Here is a 17,641-nt window from a genome sequence, read left to right on the forward strand (position 1 = left end):
AAATGAAAGTTTCCGCCGGCGGCGCCGTCCCTGCTGAGGGCGGCTGGAGCCCGCGGCTGGCCCTGCTGGTGGCGGCGACGTTCTTCATGGAATTCCTCGACGGGACCGTCCTGACCACGGCCATTCCCAGTATCGCCGCCGATTTCTCGGTGCCGGCCGCGGACGTCAACATCACCATGACCGCGTACCTGATGACGGTGGCGATGGGCATTCCGCTCAGCAGCTGGCTGGCGGAGCGGCTCGGTGCACGCCGGGTGTTCTGCCTCGCCATCGCCATCTTCACCGCGGCGTCACTGCTTTGCGCGCTCAGCCAGGACCTCACCATGCTGACCCTGAGCCGGATCCTGCAGGGCGCCGGCGGGGCCATGATGGTGCCTGTGGGCACTCTGGTGGTGCTCCGCGGAACCCCGAAGAAGGACCTGCTCCGGGCCACGGCCTTCCTGGTGTGGCCTGGGCTGCTGGCACCGGTCCTGGCGCCGCTGGTGGGCGGCGCGCTGACGACCTACCTGTCCTGGCATTGGATCTTCCTGGTCAACCTGCCCCTGGGCCTGGCAGCCTTCCTCGCCGCCCTGCGCCTCGTCCCGGCGGTCGCCGGCGATGGCAGGCGCCGCCTTGACTGGCTGGGGCTCGCCCTGACCACGCTCGGGGTGGGCTCGCTGCTGGTCGGACTGGAACTCATGGGCGGGCGCGACGCCGGGATCGCGGCGGCCGCGGGGATCGTGGCGGGCCTGCTGTTCCTCACTGCCGCCGTGGCCTGGATGCGGCGCTCCAGCACGCCGCTGTTCAATTTGTCAGTGTTCGGCGCGCGGACCTTCCGCGCGACGGCTACGGGCGGCTTTGTGTACCGCCTGACCATCAGCGCCGTGCCGTTCCTGCTGCCGCTGATGTTCCAGGCCGGCTTCGGGTGGGACCCGCTGCGCGCTGGGGCGATGGTGTCCGCGGTGTTCATAGGGAACATCGGCATCAAGCCCGCGACGACGCCGCTGATCCGGCGTTTCGGGTTCAAGCCCGTCCTGGTGTTTGCGTCGCTCGCTTCCGCAGCCACGTTTGCGCTGTGCGCACTGCTCGACGCCGGCACCCCGGAGGCCCTGATCATCGCCGTGCTGGTGGCCAGCGGAGCGTTCCGGTCCATCGGGTTCTCGGCCTACGCGTCTGTCCAGTACGCCGACGTCGTCCCGGCCCAGTTGCCGTCCGCGAACGCCGTCTCCGCCACACTCGTGCAGCTCGCCACCGCGGCAGGGATCGCCGTGGGCGCGCTCCTGCTGCGGGTTTTCGAGGCGAGCGGCCTCTGGCCCGCCGCGGCCGGCGATCCGGCGGCGCCGTACCGGGCCGCGTTCGTGGCCATCGCCGTCCTGATGCTCCTGAGCACGGTGGACAGCCTGGCCCTCCCGCGCCACGCGGGCGCCGAGGTCAGCCGGCCTGGCCCAGCACCAGCGGCAGAACGGCACCGGCGCCGGCGAGCCTGAGGGCCCGCCCGGAGACGGTCAGGGTCCAGCGGCTGTCCACGAGGTCGTCGATGAGCATCACGCTCTGGCCCCGGATTCCGGCCAAAGCTTCCTCCAGCTCGGGCCCCACCACCAGCCGGTCCCAGACCCCGGCAAGGCGGTAGGCACTGTTGCCGCCCCGGCCTCCGGTGGGGCCACCGTGGTGGAGCTGCAGCTGGCCCAGGTAGGGGATGCGGCCGATCTCGGAGATCCCGCGGGCCAGAGACTCCACCAGGGCGGGCTTCCCGCGGGACGGCAGGCTGATGATCGCGGCGGGGCGTCCGGCACCGCTCCAGCCCGGGGTCCGCGCGTCTCCCGTGCCCCATTCCCGGAGCACCTGGACGCAGGCCTGCAGCATGCCGGGGTCCACGGTCCGGTCCGTCGCGCCGGCGCCGAAGGCCTCGCGGAGGGCGCCGCCCCAGCCAAGATCCGTGAGGCGGGCCAGGACCCGGCCCTCTGCGAGGGCTTCATCCGGCTTGATCTTGCCCTTCACGGGCACTCCGAGGCGGTCCATACCGCTGGGCCACTGCAGCCGCGGTTCCAGGACGACGCCGGCACGGCGCAGGGTCTGCCCCGCGGCTTCGGTGGCGGCCTCGGCGATGTCGGCAGGGAACCAGCGGCCCGCGCAGTTGTCGCAGCGGCCGCAGGCGCGGGCCGTTTCGTCGTCCAGCACCGAGGTGATGTATTCCATCCGGCAGCCGGCGGTGTCCTGGTAGATGACCATGGAATCCTGTTCATCCACCCGGGCCTCGGCGATCCTGCTGTACCGCTCGGCGTCGTAGCTCCAGGGCTGCCCGGTGGAGCGCCAGCCGCCGCCGACACGTTCGACGGCGCCGTCCACGGCCAGCACTTTCAGCAGCAGTTCCAGCGGGGTCCGGCGCAGGTCCACCCGGGCCTCGAGGGCCACCGTGGACACCGCGGTACCGGCCTCGGCCAGGGCAGTCAGGACAGCGGCGGCTTTTTCCTCGGACGGCATGGACGCGGTGGCAAAGTACTGCCAGATGTCGCGGTCCTCCGAGCCGGGCAGCAGCAGGACGTCCGCGTTCGCGGCGCCGCGGCCGGCGCGGCCCACCTGCTGGTAGTACGCCACAGGCGAGGACGGCGCGCCAAGGTGCACCACGAAGCCGAGGTCCGGCTTGTCGAAGCCCATCCCGAGGGCGGACGTGGCCACGAGCGCCTTGACCTGGTTGTCCTTGAGGAGCTGTTCGGCGCGTTCCCGGTCCGCGGGGTCAGTGCGGCCGGTGTAGGCGAGCACCTCATGGCCGGCTTCGGCCAGCAGCCGGGCGGTGTCCTCCGCCGCGGACACCGTAAGCGTGTAGATGATGCCGCTGCCCTGCAGGTCCTGCAGGTGGGTCAGCAGCCAGCCCAGCCGTTCGCGGGAATCCGGCAGGGTCAGGACGCCCAGCCGCAGCGATTCCCGTCCCAGTGCGCCGCGGATGGTCAGCACGTTCTTGCCGAGCTGTTCCTCGATGTCATGCACCACCCGGGAGTTGGCCGTGGCCGTGGTCGCGAGCACCGGGACGGTCTCCGGCAGCTGCGTGATGAGGTCCGCTATGCGCCGGTAGTCGGGGCGGAAATCGTGGCCCCAGTCCGAGATGCAATGGGCCTCGTCAATCACGAGAAGCCCGGTCCGGCGGACGAGCTCGGGGAGCTGGTTTTCCCGGAAGGACGGGTTGGTCAGGCGTTCCGGGGAGACCAGCAGGACGTCCACCTCATCGGCGGCGAGCTGCCCGCGGACGGTGTCCCACTCGAGCTGGTTGGCCGAGTTGATCGCAACCGCGCGAACGCCGGCCCGGGCCGCGGCGGCCACCTGGTCGCGCATCAGCGCCAGCAGCGGGGACACGATCAGGGTGGGGCCGGCGCCGCGGCGGCGCAGCAGCAGGGAGGCGACGAAGTACACGGCCGACTTCCCCCAGCCGGTGCGCTGCACCACCAGGGCCCGCCGGCCGCCGTCGACCAGTGCCTCAATGGCCTCGAACTGGCCGTCATGGAACTGTGCCTCCGGGTGCCCCACCAGCTCGCGCAGCACATCCTGGGCCTGCTCCCGCGTCGAGGAGGAAGCGGTGGAGACCGCGATGCTGGAAACGGCGGTGTTCGACACTGCGGTGTTCGAAACGGCGGGGCTGGAAAGGGCGTTCTGGTTACTGGCCATTGCTTCAGTATCCCAGCCACCCCCGACACCGGCGCAGCCGGAACCCGCTATGTGCACAATCCCACGATGCGGGCAACACCAGGCCGCGGCTACAGAACCAATGCAACGGAGCCGGGGGCAACACAACCCCGGGCAACACAACCCCAGCGCCACAGTGCTGCAACGTAAGATAAGACGCGTGACTACGGACAAAACAAAGACTTTTGACCTCTCGGCCGCGTTCAAGGCCTATGACGTGCGGGGAATCGTGGGCGAATCCATCACCCCGGATATCGTCGAAGCCGTCGGTGCTGCCTTCGTTGACGTTCTGGACCTGGCCGGGCAGACCGTCCTGGTGGGCGGCGACATGCGCCCCTCCTCCCCCGAGTTCGCCAAAGCCTTTGCCAACGGCGCCGCGACGCGCGGCGCCGCGGTCCAGCTGCTGGACCTGATCTCCACCGACGAGCTGTACTACGCGTGCGGCGCCCTGAACGCTGCCGGCGCCACGTTCACGGCCAGCCACAACCCGGCCGAATACAACGGCATCAAGATGGCCAAGGCCGGGGCCGTGCCGATCTCATCCGAAACCGGGCTGAAGGAGATTCAGGCCCGCGCCGAGGAATACCTCAACGCCGGCACCATCCCTGCCGCCGGCACCCGTGGCCTGGTGGGGGTGCACGACGTCCTCAAGGGTTACGCGGAGTACCTTCGCAGCCTGGTGGACCTGCGCGGTTCCCGGCCGCTGAAGGTAGTGGTGGATGCCGGCAACGGCATGGCCGGCCTCACCACTCCCGCCGTGCTGGGCGATGCGCTGCTGCCCAAGCTTCCGCTGGAGATCGTGCCGCTGTATTTCGAGCTGGACGGCTCGTTCCCGAACCACCCGGCCAACCCCCTGGAGCCGGAAAACCTGCGCGACCTGCAGGCCGCCGTCGTCGAGCACGGCGCGGACATCGGACTGGCCTTCGACGGCGACGCTGACCGCTGCTTCGTGATTGACGAAAAGGGCGAGCCCGTCTCGCCGTCGGCCATCACCGGCATGGTGGCCCGCCGCGAAATCGCCCGCGCCCGGGGCCTCGGCGAAGACACTCCGACCATCATCCACAACCTGCTGACCTCCCGCGCCGTTCCGGAACTCGTGGAACGCCACGGAGGCCGGGCCGTCCGCACCCGCGTGGGGCATTCCTTCATCAAGGCCGACATGGCTGCGGAAGGAGCCGTCTTCGGCGGGGAGCACTCGGCCCACTTCTACTTCCGTGACTTCTGGAACGCGGACACCGGCATGCTGGCAGCCATGCATGTCCTGGCCGCCCTGGGCGAGCAGGACGGCCCGCTCTCCGAGCTCGGCCGCGAATACGAGCCCTACCGGTCCTCCGGGGAGATCAACTCCGAAATCGAGGACAAGGTCGGCGCAGTCGAGCGCGTCCGCCGGGACTTCCAGGACGACGACGTCGAGGTCGACCACCTCGACGGCAGCACCTTCATTGCCCTCGACGGCAGCTACTGGTTCAATCTGCGTCCGTCCAACACCGAGCCGTTCCTGCGCCTGAACGTCGAAGCCACTGACGCCGCCACCATGGAACGCGTCCGCGACCGTGTGCTGGCCCTGGTCCGGGGCTAGCCGTGGCAGCCAGTCCTGAAGAGGCATCAAACGCCGGCTCCTGGCGCGATTCAGTGCCGGAGGCCAGCGCAACGGACCTGGAGAACCTGCTAGGCACCGGCGTCGGCGCCGCGCAGGAGCAGCTGGAGCGCAACGGCGGTTTCCTGCCCTTCGCCCTGGTGGTGCAGAAAGACGACGAAGTCCGGCTGGTTGCCGTGACACCCGCGGACCCGGCCGACGGATCAGACGGCCACTTCGACGCCGACACCATGATCCGGGACCTCCACGAACTGCTCCGGCAGCACCGGGACGAGTTCCGGGCCGCCGCCGTGGTGTGCGACATCACCCTGCTCGAGGAGGACTCGGACGCCATCCACGTCGCGGCCGAGCACCAGGACGGTTCCCTTTTCGCGGCGGTCCTGCCCTACGCCCCGAACGCCGCGACGCGCGAACTCGAATTCGGCCAGCTCGCGGCTGATACCAACGAACCCGCCGTGTGGGTGGACTAGACCGTCCCTAGGCTAGCGACATGAAGATCAATGCCTTCGCTGATGTGAGCCTGCGCGCCGTGATGGTGCTCGCAGCCGCTCCCGACGGCGCTCTCCTGACCACGCAGAGTGTCGCGGACGCCGTCGGCACGCCATACAACCACGTCAGCAAGGCGATGGCGAAGCTGCGCGAACTGGGCATGATCGACGTCGAACGCGGCCGCACCGGCGGCTCCCGGCTCAGCAGCGCCGGGCGGAACGCCACGGTTGGCCAGCTGCTGCGCCAGCTCGACACCCGCCAGGACCCCGCCGATTGCGTCGTTGCGGCCGGGACCTGCCCGCTGATCGCAGAGTGCCGCCTCCGGGCCGCGCTGGCCCGGGCCCGCGAGGCTTTCTATGCCGAACTCGACGGAATTGTCATCGCCTCACTGCCGACGTCCCGGCAAATGGCGCCCGTCTTCCAGGCCATCGGGCTGCGCCCGGGGCTCTAAGGCACGCCATGCCGGAACCCTAAACCGGGGCGCCAAGGCCTGCGCGGGCCGACCCGCCGCCCGATTTGCATCCAATTTCTACAGCATGTAGAACTGGCTTATAAATATTGGTATTTCAAATGACAGTATTTAGATCGCGGTCCGGTCGAAGACCCCGGGCCACTAACTCAGGAGTCAGCATGCTCTCGGACAAGTCCTTCCCGGTTATCGAGGCCACCCTCCCGCTCGTCGGTTCCCGGATCGGCGAGATCACTCCCAAGTTCTACGCCCGGCTCTTCGCGGCGCACCCGGAACTGCTGGACGGGCTCTTCAGCCGATCGAACCAGCGCAACGGGGCCCAGCAGCAGGCTCTGGCCGGAAGCATCGCCGCTTTTGCCAGCCACCTCGTGACCAATCCGGGCACCCTGCCCGAGACCGTGCTGTCCCGCATCGCGCACCGCCACGCCTCCCTCGGCATCACCGAACCGCAGTACCAGGTGGTGTACGAGCACCTCTTCGCGGCCATCGCGGAGGACCTTGCCGAGGTCATCACCCCGGAAATCGCCGAGGCCTGGACCGAGGTTTACTGGCTCATGGCGGACGCGCTGATCAAGCTTGAGAAGGGCCTCTACGCCGCGCAGGCCAACGGCGTGATGTGGACCCCCTGGCGAGTTGCCGCCAAAACCCCCGCCGGCACCGGCTCCATGACCTTCACCCTGGAACCGGCCGACGACACCCCCGTCACCGAAGCCCTGCCCGGCCAGTACGTCAGCGTCAAGGTCGCCCTGCCGGATGGGCTCCGCCAGGTCCGCCAGTACTCCCTCTCCGGCGACGCCGGCACCAGCCGCAGCTTCACCACCAAGCTTGACGACGGCGGCGAGGTCTCCCCCGTGCTGCACAACAGTGTGGAGGTAGGCGACATCATCGACATCTCCAACCCCTACGGCGAAATCACGCTCAAGGAGGGCGACGGTCCCGTCGTCCTGGCCTCGGCCGGCATCGGCTGCACGCCCACGGCGTCCATCCTGCGCTCCCTCGCCGACTCCGGCTCTGACCGTCAAGTCCTGGTCCTGCACGCGGAAAGCACCCTGGACAGCTGGGCCCTGCGCTCACAGATGACGGACGACGTCGAACGCCTCGACGGCGCCGACCTCCAGCTCTGGCTCGAGCAGCCGGAAGCCGGGTCCAAGTCCGGCAACATGACCCTGCGCGAGGTGGACCTTCCCGCCAACGCGTCGCTGTACCTGTGCGGTCCGCTGCCATTCATGAAGAACATCCGCAACGAGGCCATCAACGCCGGCATCCCGGCCACGAAGATCCACTACGAGGTCTTCGGCCCGGACATCTGGCTGGCCAGCTAGTCCCCACCCACCTGATGAATGCGGACACGCCTAGGGACGGGCGGCGATGCGGCCTAGGGACCAAAGTCCCGCCGGCCTAAAGGGAGGTGGCCTTAAGAGCGACGGCGGCGCCGCACCTTTGAAGGGTGCGGCGCCGCCGATTCGACCAGATTGAATGCTGCCTTCCACCTAATGAAAACAGCTCCCTGGTCACCGACGTTCTGCACGAGGATGGACAGGCACCCCTCGAAAGGCTTCCTGTGACCCACCTGTCTGAGCGGATCCTCTTTGGCGCCGCCTATTACCACGAATACCAGCCCTCAAGGCGGCTCGAAGAAGACATGGACCTGATGCAACAGGCCCACTTCACGGTGATCCGTGTCGGGGAGTCCGTGTGGTCCACCTGGGAGCCGGAAAACGGGGTATTCGACCTGGACTGGCTGGAACCCGTCCTGAACGCGGCCCACGCTCGCGGCATCTGCGTGATCGTGGGGACCCCAACATATGCAGCACCCCCATGGCTCGCGCGGGCCTACCCGGAAATCAACGCCCAGCGCGCCACAGGCCAGCCGGCCGGATGGGGCGCCCGCCAGGAAATCGACTTCACGCACCCGGCATTCCTGTTCCATGCCGAGCGCATCATCCGCAAGATCATGGATCGCTACGCCGGGCACCCCGCCGTTATCGGATTCCAGGTGGACAACGAACCGGGAAACGAGATCTTCTTCAACCATGGTGTCTTCCAAAAGTTCGTGGACCACCTCCGCCACACGTACGGCACCGTGGACAAACTCAACACCGAATGGGGCCTCACATACTGGTCCCATCGGTTGTCCAGCTGGTCCGACCTTTGGACTCCCGACGGCAACGCGCAGCCGCAGTACGCGCTGGCCTGGCGACGGTTCCAGGCCCAACTCACCACGGACTTTATCCACTGGCAGGCAGAGATTGTCCGTGAATATGCCCGCGAGGACCAGTTCGTCACCACGTGCATCTCCTATGAACGCAAAACTGCCCAGGATGACGCCCTGACCAAGAAGCTGGATATCACCGCCGGCAACCCGTACTACCGGATGCAGGACTACCTCGCGCTGCCTGCCATCGAGCCCCTCAAACAGGAGTGGACCACCGAGGGCACCTGGTCCCTCTACGCCACGGCTGACCGCATGTTTTCCTCGAAACAGGCACCGTTTCTTGTCACGGAAACCAATGCCCAGGCGATCGGCCATTCACACCAGAACGAACCCGCCTATGACGGCCAGTGGCGCCAGGCAGCTTGGGCACTGGTGTCCCGCGGTGCCACGATGATCGAGTACTGGCACTGGCACACCCTCCACTTCGGCGCGGAAACCTACTGGGGCGGCGTACTTCCCCACAGTCTGGAACCCGGGCGTGTCTACCGGCAGATCGCCCAGCTTGGTCAGGACTTCGAGACTGCAGGCCCGTTGGTGGCCGGCCTGATTCCCGACGCCGACGTCGCCCTCGTCTACTCCAATGACACCAAATGGGCGCTGGAAGAAGCGCCACAGCTTGCCCACAACGACGTCCCCGACACACGGTCGTTCCAGACGATCTTCGACTCGTTCTACCGGGGAGCGTTCGACGCCGGACTGCAGTCCCGAATCGTCCATCAGTCCCAGCTCGCCGGGATGGATCCGGCGGCTTTCGCAGCCGCCCAGCCGGTGCTGATCGCCGCCGGGCTTGCCATCACGACGGACGACGAGCTGCGCTGGTACGACGACTACGCCGCCGCCGGTGGCCACCTCATCATGGGCATTCGGACCGGCTACCAGGACCATGAGGCCCGAGCCCGCAAGGAACGCAAACCGGCCCTCCTGGACGTCGCATCGGGCGTCTACTACGACGAATTCTCCACCCTCCGTGAACCCATCCCGGTGACAGCAATCCTTGGGTCAGCCTTTGCGCCGAGCCCAGGCGCTATGGCCACGAACTGGATAGACGGGCTGCAGAGCACCGGTGCGGAGCACCTGCTCGGCTATGAGCACCCGCAATTCTCCCGATGGCCGGCCCTCACCTCTCGGCCACATGGTGCGGGCGCCGTCACCTACGTCGGCACCGTGCCCAACCCGGTGCTCGCTGCCGACATCGCCCGCTGGGCAACCAGAAGGCAAACGAATGGCGGGTGGAAGCCCGCCATCGCCTCGCAGACCGTCACGGGCGCCCGATCACGCGACGGCAGGCGGTTGCGTTTCTTGCACAACTGGTCCTGGACGCCATCGGATTTTGTCCTTCCGGCAGCTGTCACAGATCTACTTGGTGATCAGAAGTACGAGGCCGGGGATATCCTCCCCCTCGGTGCCTGGGACGTGAGGGTCCTCATCGAAGGCTAAGGCTGAGGAGAACGAGTGTGGTGGCTTAGGCAGCCGTGCCGGCAGTGCGGCGCGCTAGCGCCGCATCTGCTGCATCGATGTAGGTGGCGATCGAGTCGCGGTTTCGTGTGAGGAAGTCGATGCGCTGGGTCATCTTTTCGCGTTCGTCGCGGAGGATTGCGAGCAGTTCGGGTTGGATGTCGTCGGGGACAATGCCGCGGGGTTTGTCCAGGCACGGGAGGATCAGGGCGATGATCTTGGTGGGGACGCCGCTGTCGATCAGGCCGCGGATCTGGATCGCACGGTCGATCAGATACGGGTCGTACTCCCGGTAGCCGTTCTCCAGGCGCCGCGGGACGATCAGGCCCTGCTCCTCGTAGTACCGGAGGGATCTGGTCGGGGTGTTCGAGAGTTTCGAGAGCTCGCCAATTCGCATGTCATGCACCTTCGGGCGGAGTTGATCGGCATCCGGTTTGACCTTCACACTAGTGTCAACCATTTACCGTAAGGTTCATGACACTAGTACAGCACACCCCACTCGAGACGCGCGGCCCGCAGCGCCTGCCGTTGTGGAGCCTGCTCGCGCTGACCGCGAGTGGGTTCCTGACCATCATGCTGGAGACCATGCCTGCCGGCATCCTTCCCGAGATAAGCCAAGGACTTGGGGTGACCGAGTCTGCTGCCGGTCAGTTCGTCTCGGCGTATGCCATTGGTTCCATTGTGGGGGCGATCCCGATCATCAGCGCGACCATGGCATGGTCCCGCCGACGGCTTCTCCTTGCTGCCCTGACGGGATACGCCGTGACGAGCCTGATCGTGGCTGTTTCACCGAGCTTCGCGCTCGCGCTGGGGGCCCGTTTCGTCGCCGGTGTCTTTGCGGGTGTGCTGTGGGGCATTGTCGCGGGCATTGCGGGCCGCTTGGTAAGCGAAGATCAGCGCGGCCGCGGCCTGACGATCGCTCTTGCGGGCACCCCGATCGCTTTGGCAGTTGGTACGCCAGCGGGCACGCTGCTCGCGGGCTTGATTGGCTGGCGGTTCACTTTTGTCGCGACGGCGGTCTTCGCCGCAGCCCTGATCGGCTGGGTGTTGTTGGTCCTGCCCGCCCTGCCTGGTCAGGAGAAGGGTGAACGGACCCCGGTGCGCCGTGTGTTCACCCTGCCCGGATTGGTTCCTGTGCTGATCACCGCGGTTCAATATGTCACTGCGCATAACCTCCTGTACACCTACATTGCGTCCTTCCTGGCACCTGTGGGCATGGGCGGGGCTGTCAGCGCGGTCCTGCTGGTTTTCGGTGTTGCCTCGCTGCTGAGCCTGGCGATCACCGGCGCCCTGATCGACCGGCACCTGCGAACCCTCATGATCATCAGCAGCGCCTTGTTCGCTATCGCCATGCTCGCCCTGGGATTCCTCGCCGGGGACCCCGTCGTTGTGTACGCCAGCGCAGCAGCGTGGGGCCTGGCTTTCGGCGGCGCCGCGAGCCTGCTGCAAACGGCGATGATGAACGCCGCGGGCACCGCCGTGGACGCGGCCCAGGGCGTCATGGTCACGGGCTGGAACATCGGCATCGCCGGCGGCGGGATAATCGGAGGTGCGCTCCTCAGCTCGCTGGGCACACCATCCCTTGCCTGGGCGACACTCGCGCTGCTCGTCATCGCCCTCATCATCGTGATCACCGGGCGCCGCCACGCGTTTCCTCCCCCACGCCACTGACCAGCCCGGGGCCCCTAATCATGTACGCCCGGTCGTCAAGCCGGGGTCGTTCAGGCCGGGTTGATCAGACCCGGGTGCACCGAGCCGGAAACCCACTGGCGCACCATTGCGTTGAAGAGGCTTTCGTCCTCGACGTTCCACACGTGGTGCATCCCCGGCGCCAGCCGAAGGTGGGCCGCCGGAAGCTGCCCGCGCAGCACTGCGAAGGACTTCGCCACCACACCCGGCTCCTTCTGGCCGGCAACAGCCAGAACGCGGCCGCCGTACCGCCCGAGGCCCGCAGGCAGGGAACCGGCATACACCTGGGCCAACATCCGCTGGGCGTTGCCGCGCTGGACCGACAGGCCGTGCCGCACATACAGCTCTACCGAATCCGCCGGCAGCCGGAATGCCCGGGCCTGCGCCCTCCAGAACCATTCCCGCTCCCAACCTGCGAGCTGCAGTGCGGACAGCGCCCGGGGCAGCCCGCCAACCCTGGACACGACGGCGCCGCTGACCAGCAGCGAAGAGGCAAGTTCCGGGTGGCGAGCCACAACCTGCAGCGCCACCACGGCACCCAGCGAAAGGCCCACCAGGTGGACCGGTCCCGCCTCGGCATGCTCGGCGACAAAGGCTGCAACGTCGTCGGCCGTCGCCTCAAGGGAATCCCACTGCTCGTCCGTGCGCGTGCCGAAGCCGGGGAGGTTGGGAGTGAGGACCTGGAAGTCGGGCAGGGCGCGGACCTGTGATTCCCACATCCAGTTGGCAACGTTCCCGCCGTGCAGGAACACCACCGTGCCGGTGCCGCTGCCCGCCGTTGCGGATTCCTCCCGGGTCTCCGGCCGGCCGGCACGCGGATGGATTTCCGGATAGCTGTCCGGCACCAGAGCATCGGCAAAGGCTTCGGGGCGCTGGTTCACTGGAGCTCTCCTTCGATTTCCTGCAGCCACTCGAGCTCGGCCTGGACGTGGCGGATGCCGTTGCGAAGCGTGGCCAGCTGAAAATACCGCGGGTCCCCAACCGACGCCGCGCCCCGGCCCGCCAGCTGTTCCTGCAGCTCCGACAGGTATTGCGTCGCCGCGTCCCTGCGCGCGGCCAAGAGCCTCCTGGCGTCGGCGTCCTTGAGCTGGGAGGCAAAGAACACCCGGCCCAGGAAGGCATTGCGTTCGGTGTCCGGCTGCGGCTCCGACCTCAGCCAGTCGGCGAGTTCAGCGCGCCCGGCGTCGGTGATGCGGTGCACCTGCCGGGCCGGGTACCCGGCCTGCTCGACCGTCTCGACGGCGGCGAAGCCGTCCCGGACCAGCGAGGCCAGGGTGCGGTAGATCTGGGCCTTGTCCGCATTCCAGAAGTGGCTGATGGTGGCATCGAAATGCTTTTTAAGTTCGTAACCGGTCATGGGGGCCAAGCTGAGCAGGCCCAGGATGAGACGCGCAAGGATCATGAGCCGAGTATGACATGTCTACTAGTCGCCATGTCTACTAGGCGCCTCATTGTGACGGCACCCCGGTGATTGCGTGGCCAAAGCGCAGGAGGTTGCCGGGATCGTAACTGGCCTTCGCCGCGCGCATCCGCTCGTAGACGGCGGGTGACCATGCCCTGGCCCGATCCGCCTCATCCCCCGGCGCGCCATGGAAATTGACCAGCGTATATCCAGTCGAGTACGGGACCATCGCCGTAAGGATGGCCCGGATTGACGCGATGGACGCCTCGGCCACGGGCGGCGTGTCGAGCCCCACCAGGAACAGCAGGAACGCGGCGTCCCGTCCGGACACGGCGTCCGGCAGGGCCCGGCCCGTGGCCAAGGCGCCGCCGAGCGGACGGATTTCGACCATGACCAGCGGGCAGCCCGAGCCTTCGCCGGCGAGCTTGAGCAGATCCGCCACCGCCTCTTCCCCGAGGTCTTTCAGGAGCACCCCGCCCTCCGTGTACGGGAGCGGATCCACCGGATCCATGTGGACCTGATCGACGTCCAGGTAGTCCATGGGGCCGGCGGTGTCCATCATAGGAGTCGAGACCGCGCGCATCGGGGCAAGAAGCGCGTCGCCTTCCTCGCGGTTCCCGGGAAATGCGAAGCGCAGATGCACCACGAACTGGTCCCGGAGCGGCGGGGGAACGAATTCCATATCCGGAAGACGCAGCAGGGAGATCGACGGGGACGCTTCGTCAGGAAGCGTCGGCAGCCACTCCCGAAACGCCGCCAGGACGCCAACCGCATCCGCCCCGGGATAGATGATCCCGCCACCGTAGAAATCGGCCAACGGGAAGAGATTGAACTCGAGCGCGGTGACGATCCCGAAATTGCCCTTACCTCCGCACATCAGCGCGAATAGGTCGGCTTCGGTGTCGGCGTCGATCCGGCGCAGCACGCCGTCAGCGGTGACCACTTCCATGCCGCGCACGTGGTCTGCCGCGAACCCGTGAGCGCGGCCCAGCACGGGGAGTCCGCCGCCGAGCGTGTATCCGACCACGCCGACGTCGGTGCTTGAGCCGTGCAGTCCGATCAGCCCGTGCGGGACACTCGCCTCCAGGACGCTGCGCCACTTCACGCCGGCTCCCACTCTGGCGGTCCGCGCGATTGGATCGATCTGCAGCTCCTGCAGCCGGCGCGTGGTGATGAGCAGGCCGCCGTCAACCGCGGAATTTGCGCCGTGACCGGTGGACTGCACGGACACCGGAAGACGGTGTTCGGCCGCCCACTTCACGCCGGCGACGACGTCCTGCGCGTCTGCTGCACCGAGGACAACGTCCGGGCGGTGGACCGTGGCTACGTTGAACGCGAACGTTTCCTCGGTGAAGCCGGGGCTGTCCGGCACCGCCACGATGCCGCTGACGGCCGCGGACAGGACATGGACGTCGTCGTTGACCAGCATGATGAACTCCTGAACTCCCGCTTTTCAGCGGACAGGTCGGGGGCACGGCTGCAGGCACCTGGAATGCCCCAGCACCCTCTCCAGTCGGCGGACGGGCCCGGCTGTTGAATGCGGACTAGCCTAGGGATCAGGGGTGGTGCGGCCTAGGGACCAAAGTCCCGCCGGCCTAAAGCGAGACTGCCTGAAACGTACGACGGCGGCGCCGCACCTTCCAAGGGTGCGGCGCCGCCGTCGTACTCTGCGGGTGGATTAGCTGAGCCGGGCCTTCAGGGTCTGCAGCTCAGCCTGCAGCGCCTCGGGCAGCGAGCTGCCGAAGTTGGCGAACCATTCCTCGATGGAGGCCAGCTCGGCGGCCCACTCGGCCGGGTCAACCCGAACCGCTTCTTCAACCTGGGCGGGGGTCATGTCCAGGCCCTTGAGGTCGATCGCGTCAGCGGTGGGGACGAACCCGATGGGGGTCTCCACCGCGTCAGCCTTGCCCTCGAGGCGTTCGATGGCCCACTTCAGGACACGCGAGTTGTCACCGAATCCGGGCCAGGCGAAGCCGCCCTGGGAATTGCGGCGGAACCAGTTGACCAGGAAGATCTTGGGCAAACGCTCGGGGTTGGCCTTGGCAGAGAGGTTAACCCAGTGGTTCAGGTAATCGCCGGCGTCGTAGCCGATGAAGGGCAGCATGGCCATCGGATCGCGGCGGACCACGCCGACAGCGCCGGCCGCCGCGGCCGTGGTCTCAGAGGACAGGGTCGAGCCCATGAAGATGCCGTTGGTCCAGCTGCGCGCCTCGGTGACCAGGGGGATGGTGGTCTTGCGGCGCCCGCCGAACAGGATGGCGGACAGCTCCACTCCGTCCGGGTTGTAGTACTCCTCGGCCAGCATGTCGATCTGGTCGATCGGCGTGCAGAAGCGGGAGTTCGGGTGGGCAGCGGGCTTGTCCGAGTCCGGGGTCCAGGAGTTGCCTTGCCAGTCGGTCAGGTGCGCGGGCACTTCCTCGGTCATGCCCTCCCACCACACACCGCCGTCGTCGGTCAGCGCCACGTTGGTGAAGATGCTGTTGCCCTTGGCGATAGCGCGCATCGCGTTGGGGTTGGTGCCCCAGCCGGTGCCCGGCGCCACGCCGAAGAGTCCGGCCTCGGGGTTGACGGCACGGAGCTCGCCTTCCTTGCCGAACCGCATCCAGGTGATGTCGTCACCCAGTGTCTCGACCTTCCAGCCCTCGATGGTGGGATCGAGCAGCGCCAGGTTGGTCTTGCCGCAGGCGGACGGGAAGGCAGCCGAGACGTAGTACGTCTTCTGCTCCGGGGACGTCAGCTTCAGGATGAGCATGTGCTCGGCAAGCCAGCCCTCGTCGTGGGCCATCACGGAGGCGATGCGCAGGGCGAAACATTTCTTGCCCAACAGGGCGTTGCCGCCGTAGCCGGAGCCGAACGACCAGATGGAGCGCTCCTCCGGGAAGTGCACAATCCACTTGTCCGGGTTGCAGGGCCAGGCGACGTCGGCCTGGCCGGGCTCCAGCGGCGCGCCCACGGAGTGCAATGCCGGAACGAAGAAGGCGTTGGTGGCGGTGATCTTGTCCAGGACCTTGGTACCGATGGTGGCCATGATGCGCATGGAGGCGACAACGTAGGCACTGTCGGTGATCTCGACGCCGAACTTGGGATCCTCGGCGTCGAGGTGGCCCATCACGAAGGGGATGACATACATGGTGCGGCCGCGCATGGAGCCGGCGAACAGGCCGCGCAGCTTTTCCTTCATCTGCGCCGGGGCCATCCAGTTGTTGGTGAAGCCTGCATCGTGTTCCTTCTCCGAGCAGATGAAGGTCTGCTCTTCGACGCGGGCCACGTCAGCGGGATCGGAGAATGCGGCGAAGGAGTTGGGGAACAAGTCCTCGTTCAGCCGGGTCAGGGTGCCTGCGGCAACGAGTTCATCAGTGAGCCGCTTCCGCTCCTCTTCCGAACCATCAACCCAGTAGATCCGGTCCGGCTGAGTCAGTTCAGCCACCTCTTCGACCCAGGCCAGCAGGCCGGCATGTGTGGTGGGTGCTTTTTCAAGCAACGGCAGTCGGGCCAGATCTCCCATTACAGTTCCCTTCTTCGGGTTCAGTGGTGTGTCCTAAATGCTAGGGCTCGGCGCTGGTCGAAATTCGGGGCCGGACGTGGGATGACTGGAGCTGTCCAAATCAAAAACCGCGGAAAATCAAGGAAACGCCGGGTGCCAGCACGGACGTTTTGTGACTAAGGTCACGTAGACCGGTCTAGTCGGCCAGATTACACCCTGCTCGATTTGTAACTGGGCCCGGGCTCGCGTAAAGTAATTCGAGGTTCGGGGAGCGAGAAGTTCTCCAGAGCCGAGAATGCGCCCATAGCTCAGCTGGATAGAGCGTCTGTCTACGGAACAGAAGGTCAGGGGTTCGAATCCCTTTGGGCGCACAGATAAAGAAGATCCGTCCCGGTACGCCGGGACGGATCTTTTGTTTTAACGACCGCAGGGCCATGACTCCCCCAGGTCAGGACGTTGTCTGGGCGATGATGTTGCGGATCTCGTCGAAATGCCAGCTGAGCCGCTCGGCGGCGCGGGCCTTGTCCGCCGAGGCGACGGCCTCGTAGATCTCCCTGTGCAGCGTCGCGAAGTCCCCGAGGTTGACGTCGTACGGGCCGCCGACTTCGAGGTGGATCCGGCGGTAGACCTTCCAGAAGACGTCCATCAGGCTGATCAACAGCGCGTTGTTCAGGGGCTCGAAGAGCCTGCGGTGGAACTCGGCGTCGGCTTCGATGAAGGGCTCCCCGGCTGCGGCCGCCGTTTCTATCCGCTGCAAAGATTCCTCCACCGCGGCCAGCTGCTCGGGCGTGATTTTGTCCATGGCAGCGCCGATGAGACCGGATTCGAGCGCCTGCCGCACATCCACGAGCTGCATGGCTTCCTCCCCGTGGTGCCGCAGGGACAACCGGGCGCGGAACATGAGCCCGTCGGTCAGGGCCTCGAAATTGCTTTCCGCCACGAACATGCCAAAGCCGTGCCGGATCTCAATGACGCCCACCGCCTGGAGCGCCTTCAGCGACTCCCGCAGCGTGTTGCGTCCCACGCCCAGCGCTGCAGTGAGCTCACTTTCCGTGGGCAACGGGTCCCCGGGCATTAGATCGCGCTCCAGGATCAGCTCCAGAATGTCCGTCTGTAGCGCCCGCAGCCGGGCCTGCGCACTGAACCTCGCCACCGGTGTCATCTTGCTTGCTGTCATATTGCCTGCG

Annotated in this window: 14 protein-coding genes and 1 tRNA gene; 8 read left to right on the forward strand and 7 right to left on the reverse strand. The window is 66.9% G+C overall.

Annotation, left to right across the window (positions count from 1 at the left end; all coding sequences use genetic code 11):
• Positions 1-2: 2 nt before the first annotated feature.
• Complete coding sequence (locus BM372_RS07795; protein ID WP_090954527.1) at positions 3-1,466, forward strand: MFS transporter; 1,464 nt, start codon at positions 3-5, stop codon at positions 1,464-1,466.
• Here BM372_RS07795 and BM372_RS07800 read toward each other — a convergent pair.
• Positions 1,411-3,636, reverse strand: a complete 2,226-nt coding sequence (locus BM372_RS07800; protein ID WP_090953885.1) for a RecQ family ATP-dependent DNA helicase — start codon at positions 3,634-3,636, stop codon at positions 1,411-1,413. The genes BM372_RS07795 and BM372_RS07800 overlap by 56 nt on opposite strands.
• Before the next feature lie 178 nt (positions 3,637-3,814).
• Between BM372_RS07800 and BM372_RS07805 the strand changes: the two genes are divergently transcribed.
• The 5 genes from BM372_RS07805 to BM372_RS07825 all read left to right on the forward strand — a co-directional run bounded on the left by BM372_RS07805 (position 3,815) and on the right by BM372_RS07825 (position 9,861).
• Positions 3,815-5,233 carry a phosphomannomutase/phosphoglucomutase gene (locus BM372_RS07805; RefSeq protein ID WP_090953887.1) on the forward strand — a complete coding sequence of 473 codons (1,419 nt, stop codon included), beginning with the start codon at positions 3,815-3,817 and terminating at the stop codon, positions 5,231-5,233.
• Positions 5,234-5,235: 2 nt separating this feature from the next.
• Positions 5,236-5,721 (forward strand): hypothetical protein, encoded by a 486-nt coding sequence (locus BM372_RS07810; RefSeq protein ID WP_090953889.1) that lies wholly within the window; start codon positions 5,236-5,238, stop codon positions 5,719-5,721.
• A 20-nt stretch (positions 5,722-5,741) separates the two neighbouring features.
• Entirely contained in the window at positions 5,742-6,191 is a 450-nt protein-coding gene (locus BM372_RS07815; RefSeq protein WP_090953891.1) for an RrF2 family transcriptional regulator, read from the forward strand.
• A 179-nt stretch (positions 6,192-6,370) separates the two neighbouring features.
• Complete coding sequence (locus tag BM372_RS07820; protein WP_090953894.1) at positions 6,371-7,531, forward strand: globin domain-containing protein; 1,161 nt, start codon at positions 6,371-6,373, stop codon at positions 7,529-7,531.
• A 239-nt stretch (positions 7,532-7,770) separates the two neighbouring features.
• Positions 7,771-9,861 carry a beta-galactosidase gene (locus BM372_RS07825; RefSeq protein ID WP_090953895.1) on the forward strand — a complete coding sequence of 697 codons (2,091 nt, stop codon included), beginning with the start codon at positions 7,771-7,773 and terminating at the stop codon, positions 9,859-9,861.
• Positions 9,862-9,886: 25 nt separating this feature from the next.
• Here the strand turns inward: BM372_RS07825 and BM372_RS07830 are convergent, their stop codons facing one another.
• Positions 9,887-10,276 (reverse strand): MerR family transcriptional regulator, encoded by a 390-nt coding sequence (locus BM372_RS07830; protein WP_090954529.1) that lies wholly within the window; start codon positions 10,274-10,276, stop codon positions 9,887-9,889.
• A gap of 77 nt (positions 10,277-10,353) precedes the next feature.
• On the opposite strand from BM372_RS07830, the gene BM372_RS07835 reads away from it, so the two are divergent.
• Positions 10,354-11,550 (forward strand): MFS transporter, encoded by a 1,197-nt coding sequence (locus BM372_RS07835; protein WP_090953896.1) that lies wholly within the window; start codon positions 10,354-10,356, stop codon positions 11,548-11,550.
• Between the two features lie 50 nt (positions 11,551-11,600).
• On the opposite strand, the gene BM372_RS07840 is transcribed toward BM372_RS07835, so the two are convergent.
• The 4 genes from BM372_RS07840 to BM372_RS07855 all read right to left on the reverse strand — a co-directional run bounded on the left by BM372_RS07840 (position 11,601) and on the right by BM372_RS07855 (position 16,475).
• Positions 11,601-12,449 (reverse strand): alpha/beta fold hydrolase, encoded by an 849-nt coding sequence (locus tag BM372_RS07840; protein ID WP_218160857.1) that lies wholly within the window; start codon positions 12,447-12,449, stop codon positions 11,601-11,603.
• Positions 12,446-12,970: a PadR family transcriptional regulator gene (locus BM372_RS07845; RefSeq protein ID WP_090953897.1), complete on the reverse strand. Its 525-nt coding sequence runs from the start codon at positions 12,968-12,970 to the stop codon at positions 12,446-12,448. The genes BM372_RS07840 and BM372_RS07845 overlap by 4 nt, the downstream gene beginning before the upstream one ends.
• A 46-nt stretch (positions 12,971-13,016) precedes the next feature.
• Positions 13,017-14,399: an FAD-binding oxidoreductase gene (locus tag BM372_RS07850; RefSeq protein ID WP_090953899.1), complete on the reverse strand. Its 1,383-nt coding sequence runs from the start codon at positions 14,397-14,399 to the stop codon at positions 13,017-13,019.
• 249 nt (positions 14,400-14,648) lie between these two features.
• Positions 14,649-16,475 (reverse strand): phosphoenolpyruvate carboxykinase (GTP), encoded by a 1,827-nt coding sequence (locus BM372_RS07855; protein WP_090953901.1) that lies wholly within the window; start codon positions 16,473-16,475, stop codon positions 14,649-14,651.
• A 276-nt stretch (positions 16,476-16,751) separates the two neighbouring features.
• Here BM372_RS07855 and BM372_RS07860 point away from each other — a divergent pair.
• Positions 16,752-16,825: transfer RNA gene (locus BM372_RS07860), tRNA-Arg, on the forward strand.
• 77 nt (positions 16,826-16,902) lie between these two features.
• On the opposite strand, the gene BM372_RS07865 is transcribed toward BM372_RS07860, so the two are convergent.
• The gene (locus BM372_RS07865; RefSeq protein ID WP_090954533.1) at positions 16,903-17,631 is read right to left on the reverse strand and encodes a FadR/GntR family transcriptional regulator; all 729 of its coding nucleotides are present in this window, start codon (positions 17,629-17,631) and stop codon (positions 16,903-16,905) included.
• Positions 17,632-17,641 lie beyond the last annotated feature (10 nt).

The organism is Arthrobacter sp. ov118 (genome assembly GCF_900116495.1).
Taxonomy (GTDB): domain Bacteria; phylum Actinomycetota; class Actinomycetes; order Actinomycetales; family Micrococcaceae; genus Arthrobacter.

Bases quoted from the DNA above. Each gene is read 5' to 3' on its own strand.
- BM372_RS07795 (WP_090954527.1), top strand. From the start codon at position 3: ATGAAAGTTTCCGCCGGCGGCGCCGTCCCTGCTGAGGGCGGCTGGAGC.
- BM372_RS07865 (WP_090954533.1), bottom strand. From the start codon at position 17,631: ATGACAGCAAGCAAGATGACACCGGTGGCGAGGTTCAGTGCGCAGGCC.
- BM372_RS07830 (WP_090954529.1), bottom strand. From the start codon at position 10,276: ATGCGAATTGGCGAGCTCTCGAAACTCTCGAACACCCCGACCAGATCC.
- BM372_RS07855 (WP_090953901.1), bottom strand. From the start codon at position 16,475: ATGGGAGATCTGGCCCGACTGCCGTTGCTTGAAAAAGCACCCACCACA.
- BM372_RS07850 (WP_090953899.1), bottom strand. From the start codon at position 14,399: ATGCTGGTCAACGACGACGTCCATGTCCTGTCCGCGGCCGTCAGCGGC.
- BM372_RS07800 (WP_090953885.1), bottom strand. From the start codon at position 3,636: ATGGCCAGTAACCAGAACGCCCTTTCCAGCCCCGCCGTTTCGAACACC.
- BM372_RS07815 (WP_090953891.1), top strand. From the start codon at position 5,742: ATGAAGATCAATGCCTTCGCTGATGTGAGCCTGCGCGCCGTGATGGTG.
- BM372_RS07845 (WP_090953897.1), bottom strand. From the start codon at position 12,970: ATGATCCTTGCGCGTCTCATCCTGGGCCTGCTCAGCTTGGCCCCCATG.
- BM372_RS07820 (WP_090953894.1), top strand. From the start codon at position 6,371: ATGCTCTCGGACAAGTCCTTCCCGGTTATCGAGGCCACCCTCCCGCTC.
- BM372_RS07835 (WP_090953896.1), top strand. From the start codon at position 10,354: ATGACACTAGTACAGCACACCCCACTCGAGACGCGCGGCCCGCAGCGC.